Source organism: Methylobacterium sp. J-072 (genome assembly GCF_022829425.1).
GTDB lineage: Bacteria > Pseudomonadota > Alphaproteobacteria > Rhizobiales > Beijerinckiaceae > Methylobacterium.
Genome location: NZ_JAKSYK010000026.1, coordinates 57,016 through 71,374, shown reverse-complemented (window position 1 = coordinate 71,374; position 14,359 = coordinate 57,016). Strand labels below are relative to the sequence as shown.

12 protein-coding genes are annotated in these 14,359 nt (G+C 70.0%); 5 read left to right on the top strand and 7 right to left on the bottom strand.

Annotation, left to right across the window (positions count from 1 at the left end; genetic code table 11):
• Nucleotides 1-481: 481 nt before the first annotated feature.
• The gene (locus MKK67_RS01945) at nt 482-2,557 is read right to left on the bottom strand and encodes a M3 family metallopeptidase (RefSeq protein ID WP_243961642.1); all 2,076 of its coding nucleotides are present in this window, start codon (nt 2,555-2,557) and stop codon (nt 482-484) included.
• Nucleotides 2,558-2,739: 182 nt separating this feature from the next.
• On the opposite strand from MKK67_RS01945, the gene MKK67_RS01940 reads away from it, so the two are divergent.
• The 3 genes from MKK67_RS01940 to MKK67_RS01930 all read left to right on the top strand — a co-directional run bounded on the left by MKK67_RS01940 (nt 2,740) and on the right by MKK67_RS01930 (nt 5,468).
• Complete coding sequence (locus MKK67_RS01940) at nt 2,740-3,636, top strand: extensin family protein (RefSeq protein ID WP_243961640.1); 897 nt, start codon at nt 2,740-2,742, stop codon at nt 3,634-3,636.
• A gap of 85 nt (nt 3,637-3,721) precedes the next feature.
• A complete protein-coding gene (locus MKK67_RS01935) occupies nt 3,722-4,822 on the top strand; it encodes a L,D-transpeptidase (RefSeq protein ID WP_243961675.1) in 1,101 nt (366 codons plus the stop codon).
• A 256-nt stretch (nt 4,823-5,078) separates the two neighbouring features.
• Nucleotides 5,079-5,468 (top strand): response regulator, encoded by a 390-nt coding sequence (locus MKK67_RS01930; RefSeq protein WP_243961638.1) that lies wholly within the window; start codon nt 5,079-5,081, stop codon nt 5,466-5,468.
• 9 nt (nt 5,469-5,477) lie between these two features.
• Here MKK67_RS01930 and MKK67_RS01925 read toward each other — a convergent pair whose 3' ends face one another.
• Together MKK67_RS01925 and rsmI are read right to left on the bottom strand one after the other, a co-directional pair.
• Nucleotides 5,478-5,855, bottom strand: coding sequence for a YraN family protein (locus tag MKK67_RS01925; protein ID WP_243961635.1), 378 nt, complete (start codon nt 5,853-5,855; stop codon nt 5,478-5,480).
• Between the two features lie 8 nt (nt 5,856-5,863).
• Entirely contained in the window at nt 5,864-6,838 is a 975-nt protein-coding gene (gene rsmI, locus MKK67_RS01920) for a 16S rRNA (cytidine(1402)-2'-O)-methyltransferase (RefSeq protein ID WP_243961632.1), read from the bottom strand.
• A 135-nt stretch (nt 6,839-6,973) separates the two neighbouring features.
• Between rsmI and MKK67_RS01915 the strand changes: the two genes are divergently transcribed.
• A complete protein-coding gene (locus MKK67_RS01915; RefSeq protein WP_243961630.1) occupies nt 6,974-8,260 on the top strand; it encodes a penicillin-binding protein activator in 1,287 nt (428 codons plus the stop codon).
• Here the strand turns inward: MKK67_RS01915 and hemW are convergent, their stop codons facing one another.
• The 3 genes from hemW to rph are packed head-to-tail and all read right to left on the bottom strand — an operon-like array spanning nt 8,261 to nt 10,832.
• Nucleotides 8,261-9,436, bottom strand: coding sequence for a radical SAM family heme chaperone HemW (hemW, locus tag MKK67_RS01910; protein WP_243961628.1), 1,176 nt, complete (start codon nt 9,434-9,436; stop codon nt 8,261-8,263).
• A gap of 38 nt (nt 9,437-9,474) precedes the next feature.
• On the bottom strand, nt 9,475-10,122 hold the full coding sequence (gene rdgB / locus MKK67_RS01905) for an RdgB/HAM1 family non-canonical purine NTP pyrophosphatase (RefSeq protein ID WP_243961625.1): 648 nt from the start codon (nt 10,120-10,122) through the stop codon (nt 9,475-9,477).
• Entirely contained in the window at nt 10,119-10,832 is a 714-nt protein-coding gene (gene rph / locus MKK67_RS01900) for a ribonuclease PH (RefSeq protein ID WP_243961623.1), read from the bottom strand. Before rph ends, rdgB begins: the two co-directional genes overlap by 4 nt.
• Nucleotides 10,833-10,998: 166 nt before the next feature.
• On the opposite strand from rph, the gene hrcA reads away from it, so the two are divergent.
• Nucleotides 10,999-12,054, top strand: a complete 1,056-nt coding sequence (gene hrcA / locus MKK67_RS01895; RefSeq protein ID WP_243961673.1) for a heat-inducible transcriptional repressor HrcA — start codon at nt 10,999-11,001, stop codon at nt 12,052-12,054.
• A gap of 9 nt (nt 12,055-12,063) precedes the next feature.
• Here the strand turns inward: hrcA and MKK67_RS01890 are convergent, their stop codons facing one another.
• Complete coding sequence (locus MKK67_RS01890) at nt 12,064-14,064, bottom strand: methyl-accepting chemotaxis protein (protein WP_243961621.1); 2,001 nt, start codon at nt 14,062-14,064, stop codon at nt 12,064-12,066.
• Between the last annotated feature and the right edge of the window lie 295 nt (nt 14,065-14,359).

Genomic DNA, 14,359 nt, shown 5'->3' with positions numbered 1-14,359 from the left:
CCGGGCGCATAGCGCGCCTGCGCCGCATGACATGTGCGGTCTGACTTCGCGTTTGGGACTACCGTCCGGTCGACGGGTAGGGCACACCAGAACGACCCCGCCCCTGCCCGCCCCCCTGTGCGGTGGAGGGTGGCCTCTGCGTCAGCAGGGGTCGGGAGAGCGGAACCCGCCTTGCGGATGACGCAGAGCGGGCATGAAGGCCGCAGCCCCATCCTGCACCGTCGCTCCCCTCTCCCGAACCCCTTCGGGGGCCACCCTCCCCCGCAGAGGGGGGAGGGAGAGCCGCGGTGTCTCCAGCGTATCCTGCCGACCCCAATGTGTGAATCCGCTAGCCCGTGCGGGAGAGGGTTGGGGGGAGGGACTAGGATTTTCCGGAGGGGTCGCACCCCTCACCCTGTCCCTCTCCCGCACGGGAGAGGGGACCCGCGCCATCTGCGGCCGGACCAAGATCATTGATCCGCCCGTGCCTTCCCGAAACAACCTAAGCGGCAAGCCCCCGCTTCTTCAGCAGCGGCGCGATGCTCGGCATGCGGCCGCGGAAGGCCGTGTAGGCGTCGCGCGGGTCGCGCAGGTTGCCGGCGCCGTACACGAAGGTGCGCAGGCGCTTCGCTGTCTCCGGGTCGAAGATGTCGCCGGCCTCCCGGAAGGCGTCGAAGGCGTCGGCGTCCAGCACCTCGGACCAGAGATAGCTGTAATAGCCGGCGGCGTAGCCGTCGCCCGAGAAGATATGCGCGAAGTGCGGCGTCCGGTGGCGCATGCTGATCTCGGCCGGCATGCCGATCCGCTGCAGGGCGTCGGCCTCGAAGACCGGCACGTCGAGGCCGGATTCGCCGCCCGACGAGAGGTGCAGGGTCATGTCGACGATCGCCGAGGCGGTGTATTCGATTGTGGCGAAGCCCTGGTTGAAGGTCCGCGCCGCGAGCAGCTTGCGCAGCAGCGCGTCCGGCATCGGCTCACCGGTCCGGTGGTGGCGGGCATGGGCCTGCAGCACCTCCGGCTGCTCCAGCCAGTGCTCGTAGAGCTGCGACGGCAACTCGACGAAGTCCCGCGACACCGATGTCCCGGAGAGCAGCGGATAGGTTACGTCCGAGAGGAGCCCGTGCAGGGCGTGGCCGAATTCGTGGAACAGGGTGCGGGCGTCGTCGAAGGACAGGAGCGCGCTCTCGCCGACGGGGGCCTTGGCGAAGTTCATCACGTTGACGATGACCGGCGTGACCGTGCCGTTCAGGCGCTCCTGGGAACGGAACGCGCTCATCCAGGCACCGGAGCGCTTCGAGGACCGGGCGAAGTAATCGCCCAGGAACAGCCCGACCTCGGACCCGTCCGGGTTGCCGACCCGCCAGACGCGCACGTCCGGGTGGTAGCGCGGAACGTCGGACAGCTCCTCGAAGGTCAGCCCGAACAGCCGCGAGGCCGTGTCGAACGCCGCCTGGATCATCCGGTCGAGAGGCAGGTACGCCTTGACCTCGCTCTCGTCGAGGTCGTGCTCGGCCCGGCGCAGCTTCTCGGTGTAGTGGCGCCAATCATGCGCCTGAAGCGCGAAATTGTGGCCCTCCTGCTGGACCAGCGCCTGAAGCCGCTCGCGCTCCTCGCCCGCCCGCGCCCGGGCCGGGGTCCAGACGTCGCGCAGCAGCTCCATGGCGGCGTCGGGGCTCGCCGCCATCGTGTCGTCGAGCTTGAAATGCGCGAAGCTGTCGAAGCCAAGCAGCCTTGCGTGCTCGGCGCGCAGCCCGACCATCTCGACGATGATCGCCCGGTTGTCGGTGGCGCCGCCGTTCTCGCCGCGCCGCGTCCAGGCCGCGTAGGCCTTCTCGCGCAGATCGCGCCGGGTCGAGAACACCAGGAACGGCTCGATCAGCGAGCGCGACAGGGTGATGACGTGGCCCTCTAGCCCGCGCTCCCGAGCCGCGCTCTCGGCGGCGGCGCGCAGGAACGGCGGCAGGCCGGCGAGATCGTCCTCGCTGGTCAGCGGCAGGGTGAAGCTGCTCTCGTCGGCCAGCAGGTTCTGGCTGAACTGGGTTCCGAGCTCGGACATCCGGGCGGCGATCTCGGCGATGCGCGCCTTGTCGGCCGGGGCGAGATCGGCGCCAGCGCGGCGGAAGCGGATGCGGTAGCGGTCGAGGACCCGGCGCTCCTCGGATCCGAGGCCCTCCGCCTCGGCATCGACGGCCGAGATCCGCGCCCAGAGCTGCGGATTCAGGTAGATGGCGCTGCCGTGCCGGGACAGCTTCGGGCCGATCGTCCGCTCGATCGCCTGCAGCTCCGGGTTCGTGTGGCTGCCAGTCAGGTTGTAGAAGACGCCGGCCACCCGCTCGAGAGCCTGGCCGGCCCGCTCCATCGCCGCGACGGTGTTGGCGAAGGTCGCGGGTGCCGTGTCGGACGCGATTCCCTGGATTTCGGCGTTATGGGCCGCGAGCGCCGCCTCGAAGGCCGGCATGTAATGCTCCGGCTGGATGCGCTCGAACGGCGGCAGGCCGTGGGGCGTGCTCCACTGCGCGTCGCGGAAGGGGTTGTCCTGCGGCAGGCTCGGGAGCCCGGCATCGGCGACATCCGGCATTCGGTCCTCAATGGTGCGTCGGTCCGACGGGTCAGTCGGCCTGTCATCCGGGCCGCGAGATGGGGTCCGCGGCCCTTTGACGGAAGACAGAGGCCCGATCGGAAGCCTCGTCAACCGGATTGGAGCGATCCGAATGCGCTTCCGTTCGTTTCCCCCGGCCTACGCCCGCGCTTCGAGGTCCCATGCCGCCCCGCCGACCGACGATTTTTCTGGCACGAAGCGCCCTCGCTCTCGGGCTCTGCGCGATGGTGCCTGCACCCGTCTCGGCAGCCGAGGCTCCGGCCGTGCCGGTGCCGCCGCCGCTTCCGCCGGAGCGGCCGAGCGAGCTGAAGCCGGCCCAGCCGGTGGAGCAGAAGCCCGCGCCGACATCCGAAGCCGCAAAGCCGACACCGCCGGTCCGGCCGGCCGAGCTGACGCCGCCCACCAAGGATGCGGCCCCGGAGGCTCAGAAGCCGGAGATCCCAACGCCGCCGCCGACGCCGCCGGAGCGGCCGCCGGAACTCTCCGGCGAGGCGGCGCTGGCCCTCAAGGTCGCGCCCCCGGACGACACCGCCTGCCGCGCACGCCTCAAGCGGCTCGGCGTCGCGTTCGAGCCGCTGCCGCCCATCGCCGAGGGCCAATGTACGGCGCCGCTGCCGCTGAAGGTCACCAAGCTCGCCGACGACATCGCGCTGCCCGGAGGCGCGACGCTGACCTGCCAGGTGGCCGAATCCTTCGCCCGCTGGGCGACCGAGGTGCAGGTCGTGGCCGAAAGGACGCTCAAGCATCCGCTCACCGGGCTCGAACTCGGCGGCACCTATGTCTGCCGGGGCCAGAACCACGATGTCGATGCCAAGCTCAGCGATCACGCCTTCGCGGCCGCCGTCGACGTGATGGGGTTTTCGTTCGCCGGCCGTGCCAGCATCCCGGTCAAGGCGATGCCGGCGGGGACTGAGGACGCTGAGTTCCTGGCCTCCGTCCGCGGCAAGGCCTGCGGCTTCTTCCGCACGGTGCTGGGCCCCGGCAGCAACGCCGCCCATGCCAACCACTTCCACTTCGACGAGCGCGAGCGCAACGCCGGCCATCGCCTGTGCGAGTAGCGCGGCCGTGGCGGCGGAACGTTCAAGCCCGCTCGATACTTGTGCGACCGGAGCGCGCCCGCTCCCGGAGAACTTGACGGCGATGATGCAGAGATCCACGCGGCCGGTTTGCGCGGCTCTGCTGGCGATAAGCCTCGCGGCATCGGTGGCGTCGGCGCAGCCGGACAAGGCGCCGGCCCTGACCGCGGAGGCGATCAACGCCGCAACTTTTAAGCCGCCGGAGGCCGACAAGCCGGATTCGAAGAAGGCCGAGACCAAGAAGTCCGGCAAGAAGGCCCGGAGCGCTAATAAGACCGACGACAAACCCGACGCGCTCATCGTGAAGGCGCAGGTCCTGCTCGACCGGGCGCGGTTCTTCCCCGGCGCGATCGACGGCCTGAAGGGCGAGAACTACCAGCGCGCGCTCTCGGCCTTCGCGGTGGCCCAGGGCCTGCCCGCCAGCCAGGACCTGACACCCGAGCTCTGGGACAAGCTTCAGGCCACGAGCGACAAGCCGGCCGTCTCCGACTACGCGCTCACCGAGGCCGACGCCTCCGGTCCCTATGTGGAAAAAATCCCGCCCAAGATGGAAGAGCAGGCCGACCTCAAGGAGCTCGGCTACACCAACCCGCGTGAGATGCTGGCCGAGCGCTTCCACATGAGCCGCGACCTCGTCAGCACACTCAATCCGGGCAGGCCCCTCGACAAGGCCGGCACGGCGATCACCGTGGCGGCGGTTGACCCGATGGGCACGGACAAGCCGAAGGGCAAGGATCTGCCGCAGGAGCCCAAGGTCGAGCGGATCGAGGTCGACAAGACCAGCCGCGACGTGCGCGCCTTCGGGGCCGACGGCAAGCTGCTCGGCTATTACCCGGCCTCGATCGGCAGCACCGAGAAGCCGGCGCCGAGCGGCGAGACCAAGGTGAAGGGCGTCGCCTTCGACCCGGACTACACCTACAATCCGAAATACGCGTTCAAGGGCGTGAAGACCAAGCAGAAGTTCTCGATCAAGCCGGGGCCGAACAACCCGGTCGGGCTCGTCTGGATCGACCTCGCGATCCCGAGCTACGGTATCCACGGCACGCCCGAGCCCGAGAAGGTCGGCAAGACCGAATCCCACGGCTGTATCCGGCTGACCAACTGGAACGCCCGCGACCTCGCCGCCCACGTGAGCCGGGGCGCCAAGGTGTCCTTCAAGGATGATTGAGGCGCGGCGCGCGTTGTCCGGGCGCGAATGCCGACAAAAATGTATCGCCGGTTAACATCGATGCGGTCATTGATCGGGGAACGGCCAGCGAACGCTTGACACATCCGGTATTCCGGGCGACGCCACAGGTGGTCTCGCGGACCGCCTGGCGATGCCGCCTCGGCGCTTCCCAGCGCTGCTCTTGCGGCTCGCGAGGCGTATCAATGGCACGGCAAGATCCCCGGTACGGGGGCGATCGAAGGGAAGACGGCCCGGCGTGACTGCTGACCCCAACGATGACGTTCTGAACGGCGTCCGTGTGCTCGTCGTCGAGGACGAAGCCGCGATCTCGATGCTGCTCGAGGACATGCTGCTCGACTTCGGCTGCGCCGTGGTCGGTCCGGCCGCACGCCTGTCGACCGCCCTCGAGATGGCGTCGCAGGAGACGTTCGAGATCGCGATCCTCGACGTGAACGTCGCCGGGGAACCGATCTACCCGGTCGCCGAGGCGATCGTGCAGCGCGACCTGCCGCTCGTGTTCTCGACGGGCTACGGCGGCGCCGGCATCCGCGAGCCGTTCCGCGACCGGCCCGTGGTCCAGAAGCCGTTCAGCCAGGCCGATCTCAAGCGCACGCTGATCAGCGCGATCCGCGCCGCCCGGGGCTGAACAAGCCCCTTAAAGCCCCTCGATGGTGAAGACCTCCGGCAGATGCACCGGCCATTCGCCGGGGCCGATGAACACCGCGTCGGCCCGCAGGGTCATCCCCGCACACCAGGGATTGCGGCCGACCCAAGCCCGCACGGCGCGGGAGAAGCGCCGCCTCTTGGCCGCATCGATCGCCACGCGCGCATCGTCCAGGCTCGACCGCGCCTTCACCTCGACGAACACGATGGTGCGCGGACGGCGGACGATCAGGTCGATCTCGCCGCCGGCAAAGCTGACCCGGCGCTCCATCGGCCAGTAGCCCTTCAGCAGCAGCGCCGCCATCGCCAGCCATTCGGCCCGGTGTCCGCGCAGATGGGCGGCGCGACGCCGCAAGGCTTGGTCCGGCACGGCTCAGCTCAACCCTGGCTGTCCCGGGCGAGCACCAGCGCCCGGGCGTAGATGGCGCGGCGCGGCTGCCCGGTCTCGTCCGCGACGAGGCTCGCCGCATCCTTGATCGAATGCCGTTCCAGCGCAGTGCGGATCAACCCGTCGAGGGCGGCATCCCCCTCGACCGGGCGGTCCGGCGTGATCGCGGCGCCGATGATCACGACGATCTCGCCCTTCGGCGCCCCCTCCTGGCCGAAGCGTTCGCTCAGGGAACCCAGGGTATCCCGGCGGATCGTCTCGTAGAACTTGGTCAGTTCCCGGGTCACCGCGGCCGGACGGTCGGCACCGAGCACGGCGGCAGCATCGGCCAGCATCTCGGGCAGCCTGTGAGGCGACTCGAACAGGACCAGCGTTCCCGGCACCTGGATCAGGGCTTCGAGCCGGTTGCGCCTCGCCCCGGCCTTCTGGGGCAGGAACCCCTCGAAGAAGAACCGGTCAGTGGGCAGGCCGGCCGCCACCAGGGCGGTCATCACGGCCGACGGCCCGGGCACCGGCGTGATCGCGATCCCGGCCTCGATCGCCGCCTGGACGAGCTTGTAGCCGGGATCCGACACCAGCGGCGTGCCGGCATCCGAGACCAGGGCCAGGGCCTCGCCGGCCTGGAGCCGCGCCACCATCCGGTCGCGCACCGCCTCGTTCGAGTGCTCGTGATAGGCGAGCAGCGGCGTGGTGATGCCGTAATGCGCCAGCAGCGTCCGGGTCACGCGGGTATCCTCGGCCAGCACCGCATCGGCCGCCGCCAGGGTCGCGAGCGCCCGGATGGTGATGTCGCGCAGGTTGCCGATCGGCGTTGCCACGATGTGCAGCCCCGGCGACAGCGGCTCGGTCTCGCTGGCCAGCCCAAAGGCCGTGAAGGTGGTGTTGCGCGGACGGTCCGCACCCGGCTTGTGAGACGTGGGTTTTGTTGAGATCGGGGGCCCCGGGTCATCGAATCGGCGTGTCATCGCGGGTGATCTTGCCACACTCCGCACCCGACGTCGCGGCTGCGCGTCGAGACCGGGGGCAAGTCGCCACCGGCGCGTTTACATTTGAAAACTGCCCGGTCAGGTTGTTTGCGCCTGTTCGAAGGAGACCGCGCCATGGCGCGTCCGAAGTGTCGGCGGGACCGTCTCGCGCGCGTCGCCGCCCTGACCGCCATCCTCGGCGCCCTGTCGCCGACCCTGGGCGGCTGCCTCGGATTCGGCGGTTCGAGCGCGTCCCGGCGCGCGCCTCCGGCCCGGGCCGAGCTGTCGCCGCCGGCGGATGTGCCGCTGGGCGTCACCCCGGCGGTTCCGGCCGGCTCCTCACCTCCTCTCACGCCCGCGGCTGCGGGCGGCAACCGGATCGGATCGGGAACCGTGAAGGTTGCGCTGGTCCTGCCGCTCACCGGCACCGGCGTGGCGGTGGGCAGCGCGATGCGCAACGCCGCCCAGCTCGCCTATGACGAGGGGCAGCAGCCGGACCTGACCATCCTGGTCGGGGACGACCGCGGCAGCCCCGACGGCGCCCGGGACGCGACCCAGGACGCCCTCAAGCAGGGCGCCGACATCGTGCTCGGCCCGGTCTTCGCCGCCAACGTCCAGGCCGCCGCCGTGCCCGCCAAGGCCGCGGGCAAGCCGGTGATCGGGTTCTCGACGGACGCCTCCGTGGCGTCCCGGGGCGTCTTTCTGCTGAGCTTCCTGCCGCAGCCGGAGGTCGACCGGATCGTCGACGAATCCGTCGCGGACGGAAAGCGCTCCTTCGCGGCTCTGATCCCGGAGACCGCCTACGGCAACGCGGTCGAGGCCGAGTTCCGCGAGGCGGTGGCCCGCAAGGGCGCCCGGGTCGCGGCGGTGGAGCGCTATGCCCCGGGGGCACCGGGGCCGGCGGTCGAGCGGCTGGCCAGGGTCATTACCGGGGCCGGCGCCACGGCCGACGCGCTGTTCATCCCGGAGACCGCCGAGGCCATGCCGGTGGTCGCCGCTGCCCTGACCAAGGCCGGCTACAACCCCGCCCGGGTCCGGCCGATCGGCACCGCCCTCTGGAACGAGCCGGCGTTGTTCGCGCTGCCGGCGCTCCAGGGCGGACGCTTCGCCTCGCCCGACCGGAACGGGTTTTCGAATTTCAGCGGCCGGTATCAGGCTCGGTTCGGCTCAGTGCCGCCGCGGGTCGCTTCGCTGGCCTACGACGCGGTGATGCTGTCCGCCGCGCTGACCCGGCAATACGGCTCGCAGCGCTTCGCCGAGACGACGCTGACCAACGCGTCGGGCTTCGCCGGCACGGACGGCACCTTCCGGTTCCGCCCGGAGGGCCTGAGCGAGCGGGCGCTCGCCGTCTACGAGATCCGCAACAACGCCGCGCCCGTGGTCAGCCCGGCACCGCGCGTTTTGGCGAAGCCGGGGACTTGATCAAGCAGCAAGTTCGGCCACGAGCGCGTTGAGCACCGGCGCCCCGCGGGAGGTGGCGGCGATCCGGCCGCCGGGCAGGCGATGCAGTAAGCCGTCGCCGACCAGCATGCCGATGCGGTTGCCGTTGAGCGGCCGGCCCTTCAGGGCGGCGTAGCGCTCGGGATCGATCCCCTCGGCCAGCCGCAGGCCCATCACCAGAAACTCGTCGGCCTGGTCGGCGGGGGAGAGCGTCTCGGTCTCGACGATGCCGTGGCCTTCGCGCTCGACCTTCGCGAGCCAAGCCTCCGGGCCGCGCTCGGTGACGGTGCCGATCCGACCCTCCGGCGTGACCAGCCGGCCATGCGCTCCGGGGCCGATGCCGGCATATTCGCCATAGCGCCAGTAGAGCAGGTTGTGCAGGGATTCCGCGCCCGGTCGGGCGTGGTTGGAGATCTCGTAGGACGGCAGGCCCGCCTGGCCGCAGACCTCCTGGGTCACGTCGTAGAGGACCCGGCCGGTCTCGTCGTCTGGGGTCACCAGCTTGCCGGCGGCGGCGAGGCCGTGGAACGGCGTGCCGGGCTCGATGGTGAGCTGATAGAGCGACAGATGCTCGGCGGCCCGCCGGAGCGCCTCGGTCAATTCAGCCCGCCACAGATCGGGCGTCTGGTCGGGTCGGGCATAGATCAGGTCGAACGAGGTTCGCTCGAACACGGCCTGGGCGATGCCGATCGCCGCGAAAGCCTCCTCGGCATTGTGCAGCCGGCCGAGCTTTTTCAGGGAGGCGTCGTCGAAAGCCTGAACGCCGAGGGAGACACGGTTGACCCCAGCGGTCCGATAGCCGCGGAAGCGGCCGGCCTCGACGCTCGACGGGTTGGCCTCCAGGGTGATCTCGGCATCGGGCGCCATCGCCCAGTGGCCGGCAACCGCGTCGAGGAGCCCCGCCACCGTCGCGGGCTCCATCAGCGAGGGCGTGCCGCCGCCGAGAAAGATGCTGGTGACGGTGCGGCCGGGCGTGCGGGCGGCGCTGTGGGCGATCTCGGCCCGGAAGGCGTCGAGGAAGCGCGGCTGGTCCACGCCCCCGTGCCGGACGTGGCTGTTGAAGTCGCAATACGGGCACTTCGCGGCACAGAAGGGCCAGTGCAGGTAGATCCCGAAGCCCGCGTCGCGGGTCGGATGGTCCGGGCCGGTCGAAGTCATGATCGACGGGATGTGCGCGTGCCGGCCCGGTTTGGCAATCAGGGGGGCGGCGCCAGGCAGGCGCGGCTCAACAGCACGAAGGCCCGGGCCCGGTGCGACAGCCCCTCCCCCTTCTGCCAATCGACCCCGTGCTTCTCCTCGGCGCTCATCTCGCCGAAGGTCCGGTCATGACCGTCCGGCTGGAAGATCGGATCGTAGCCGAAGCCGGCCTCGCCACGCGGCGGAACGAGCGCGCCGAACACGCGGCCCTCGAACAGCTCGGTGTGGCCGTCCGGCCAGGCGAGCACGAGGGCGGAGACGAAATGCGCCTTCCGGTTCGTCGCCGCGCGCTGTTCCAGCTCCGAAAAAATCCGCGCCATCGCGCCGGAAAAGTCCTTGGCCGGGCCGGCCCAGCGGGCGGAGAAGATGCCCGGCGCCCCGTCGAGCGCGTCGACGCACAGGCCGGAATCATCGGCGAAGGCCGGCAGCCCGGTCGCCTTGGCGGCGGCATGCGCCTTGATGGCGGCGTTCTCGGAGAACATCGTGCCGGTCTCGTCGGGCTCGGGCAGGCCGAGCTCGCCGGCCGAGACCGCCTCGATCCCGAACGGCGCCAGGAGTTCGCGCATCTCCGTGAGCTTGCCGGCATTGTGGGTGGCGATAACCACCTTGCCGGTCAGCCTGCGGTTGCCGCTCCGCTGTGGGCTCACGCGATCGCCTCCTTCTGGAGCGCCACAAGCCGGTCGGTACCGGCGCGGGCGAGACGCAGCAATTCGAGGAGCTGCTCTTCGGAGAACGGCTCCATCTCGGCGGTGCCTTGCACCTCGACGATGCCGCCCCTGCCGGTCAGCACGAAGTTGGCGTCGGTCTCGGCTGCCGAATCCTCGGCATAGTCGAGGTCGAGCACGGGCGTGTTCTTGTACAGGCCGCAGGACACGGCGGCGACATGGTCGCGCAGCGGGTCCACCGAGATGATCGAGCGGGTGCGCATCCAGGCGAAACAATCGTAGAGTGCGACCCAGGCGCCGGTGATCGCGGCGGTGCGAGTGCCGCCATCGGCCTGGATCACGTCGCAATCGACCGTAACCTGGCGCTCGCCCATAGCGGGGAGGTTCGTCACCGCCCGGAGCGAGCGGCCGATCAGGCGCTGGATCTCCTGGGTGCGGCCCGAGGGCTTGCCCGAGTTGATCTCGCGCCGGGTCCGGTCGTGCGTCGCGCGCGGCAACATGGCATACTCGGCCGTGATCCAGCCCTTGCCGGAGCCGCGCAGCCACGGGGGACCGCGCTCCTCGAGGGAGGCGGTGCAGAGCACGCGGGTGTTGCCGAAGCTGACCAGGCACGAGCCCTCGGCGTAGCGCGAGACCGCGCGCTCCAGGGTGACGGGCCGCAGCTCGTCGGCGGCGCGCTTCGAAGGCCTCATCGCGGGCCCTTTCTGATGAGAGAGTGAGGGCCGGGCTCTTAGGCCGCCGGGCCGGCGCGGGCAAGCATCGCCGCAAGGATTGCTCCCCGGACACCGGGCGGACATGATCGCACGACAGGATGACCGCGTGACCGACCCGAACACCCCCTTTCCGCTCGATCCTTCGATGCAGGCTCTCGCCGCCCTCAACGAGCGCGCCCGCGAGATCTTCCGGCAGATCGTCGAGAGCTACCTCACGACTGGCGAGCCGGTGGGATCGCGCAACCTGGCGCGCATCCTTCCCATGGCGCTGTCGCCGGCCTCGATCCGCAACGTCATGGCGGATCTGGAGCATTCCGGCCTGATCTTCGCGCCCCACACCTCGGCCGGCCGCCTGCCGACCGAGCTCGGCCTGCGCTTCTTCGTCGACGCCATGCTCGAACTCGGCGATGTCGGCCAGGAGGAGCAGGCCCGGATCGAGGCGGAGATGCGCGCCGCCGCCTCCGGGCACACCTTCGATTCGGCGCTGGCCGCAGCCTCGACCATGCTGTCGGGCATCTCCCGCGGGGCCGGCGTGGTGCTGACCACCAAGGCGAACGTGCACCTCAAGCATATCGAGTTCGTCCGCCTCGATCCGGCCCGGGCCCTGGTGGTGCTGGTCTCGGATGACGGCTCGGTGGAGAACCGGCTGGTCGACCTGCCGCCGGGCCTACCCGCCGGCGCGCTCCAGGAAGCGACGAATTTCCTCAACGCCCGCCTGCACGGCCGCACCCTCGGGACCCTGCGAGCCGAAATCGAGGCCGGACGCACCGCGATGAAGCGGGAGCTCGACGCGCTGACCGAGCGCCTGGTCGATGCCGGCCTGGCGACCCCGGTGGGCCCGAGCGAGGCCCGCCAGCTGATCGTGCGCGGCCAGGCGAACCTGCTCGACGACCTGCGCGCCGTCGAGGATCTCGAACGCATCCGCCTGCTGTTCAACGACCTGGAGACCCAGAAGGACGTCATCGACCTCCTGGCCCGGGCCGAGGGCGGCGAGGGCGTGCGGATCTTCATCGGCTCGGAGAACAAGCTGTTCTCGCTGTCCGGCTCGTCGCTGATCGCGGCGCCGTTCCGGGACGGGTCGCAGAAGATCGTCGGCGTCGTCGGGGTGATCGGCCCGACGCGGCTGAACTACGCCCGCATCGTGCCGATGGTCGACTACACCGCTCGCGTGGTCTCGAAGCTTCTCGACGGCGGGCGATGATAGCCCGGCTCAGGCGGCCCGGACGGTGTGCAGAAACCCGGCGACCTCCCGGGTGAGCTGCGCCGATTGCCGCGACAATTCGGAGGCCGCGGCCAGCACCTGATGGGCCGCCGCGCCGGTCTGCTCGGCCGCGTCGGCGACGCCGGTGATGTTGGTGGTGACCTCGTCCGTCCCGCCGGCGGCCTGGCCGACATTGCGGACGATTTCCTGGGTGGCCGCGCCCTGCTGTTCCACCGCAGCCGCCACCGCGCCGGTCACCTGGTTGAGGTCGCGGATGCGCGTGACGATGCCGCCGATCGCCTGGGCGGCGTGATCGGTCGAGCCCTGGATCCGGCCGATCAGGCCGGTAATCTCCTCCGTCGCCCGGGCGGTCTGCGCGGCCAGTTCCTTCACTTCGGAGGCGACGACGGCAAAGCCACGGCCCGCCTCGCCGGCGCGCGCCGCCTCGATCGTCGCGTTCAGGGCCAGGAGGTTGGTCTGGGCCGCGATGGTGGAGATCAGCCCGACCGCATCGCCGATCTTGGACACCGCCTGGGCCAGTTCCTGCACCAGTTGTCCGGTCTGGTCCGCCTCGCCGACCGCCGCTTGGGCGAGGCTCGCCGAGCCTTCGACCTGCCCTGCGATCTCCTGCACGCTGCTGCCGAGTTGCTGGGCGGCGGCTGCGACGGTGCGGACGTTGGTGGCGGCCTCCTCGGCCGCTGACGCGACGCTGGTCGATTGCGCCGCCGCCTGGGTCGCGCTCGCCGTCAGGGTCTGCGCCGTCGCCTCCAGCTCGGTGGCGGAGGATGAGACCATGCCGACGATGCTGCCCACCGCCCGCTCGAAGCCGTCGGCGAGCGCGATCATCGCGCGCTTGCGCTCGGCCGCGGCGGCTTCGTCGGCAACACGCTTCGCCTCGGCCTCGTCGCGGGCCTTCCGGGCGACCAGCGCCTTGATGCTCTCGACCGCGCGGCCGACCAGGCCGATCTCGTCGCTGCGCTTGGCCTCGGCGATCTCGGCATCGATTTCACCCTGGCTCATGCGCTGCAGCGCTTCGACGAGGCGGTTCAACGGACGCGACACGGTGACGGTCATCAGCCGGCCGACCACGAGACCGAGCACCAGCAGCGCGATGAGCGTCGCCGCCGCCAGCAGGAGGGCCAGACGATCGACCGGCGCGAAGGCCGCGGCCTTGTCGACCGAGAGAGCGACGAACCAGTCGATAGAGGCCGGCAGGTTGGGGACGCGGGCGAAGACCGTGAGCGTCGCCCGATCGCCCTCGCGGGTCTCGGACACCTGCTCGCCGATCTTTGGCAGCGGCCCGGAGAGCAGTTCCGACAGCGGCTTGCCGATCAACTCGGCGCGCGGATGAATCAGCACCTTGCCGGAACCGGAAACCAGATAGGCGTAGCCGTTCCCACCAGTGGCCACCGCGCCGATCATCCGGGCCAGCGCGTCGGAGTCGAAATCGCTGCCGACCACGCCGTGGAACGTTCCCGTCTCGTCCACCACCGGAGCGGCACCGGTGATCGTGAGCTTACCGTTGCTCGAGCCGATATAGGGCTCCGTCAGGAACGGGCCTTTGGCGGCCTCCACGCCCTTGTACCACGGGCGCTGGCGCGGATCGTACCCTGCCTTGACCTCGCCCTTCGGCATCCGCGCGTATAACCCGTCGGTGCGGCCGAAGAAGTTCATCAGAAAGGCATCCAGCGCGATCGGTGCGCCGAGGACGCGACTTGCCTCGGGGCCCGGCCCCACGGTGACGACCTCCTGCGCCATGAGCTGTGTCAGGTCGAGCTTGCCCCGCAGCCAATTGCCGACGCTCTGCGCCGCCGAGGCGCTCAGGTTCGTCATGGTGAGCGCCACGTTGCCCCGCAGGGCACCCGCCTGGACGACATAGATGTAGGTCGAGGAAGCAACGAAGACCGCGCAGACGATCCCGAGGATCAGGAGCGTCGCGCGGCCGGCCAGGCCGAGGCGCGGATGCGGGATCGTCGCAGGCTCGGGCGCGTTGCCGCCAAGGTCAGACACGCCGGTCTCCGCGAATCGAGGATGACAAATCTATTTCTGCAGCAAAGGTCGCGCTTTCCGAAGTCACCGTCCAGTGCCGTTGGCGGCGTTTCACGAAAATCTAAGCTTCAGAAATCGAAATCTTGAGATTGAACAGACCTCATGGTCATTTGAAGATGCAAGCATCCGGCGGAAAGATACGACAAACGACCCGGTCTGAGCTGATTTCCCGTTGCGAGGCGATTTTTTGATCGGACCGGAAGAAGGGAAGAATATCTACGTTCCTGGGTCGCCCCTGGAAGAAAGCGCCGACGAG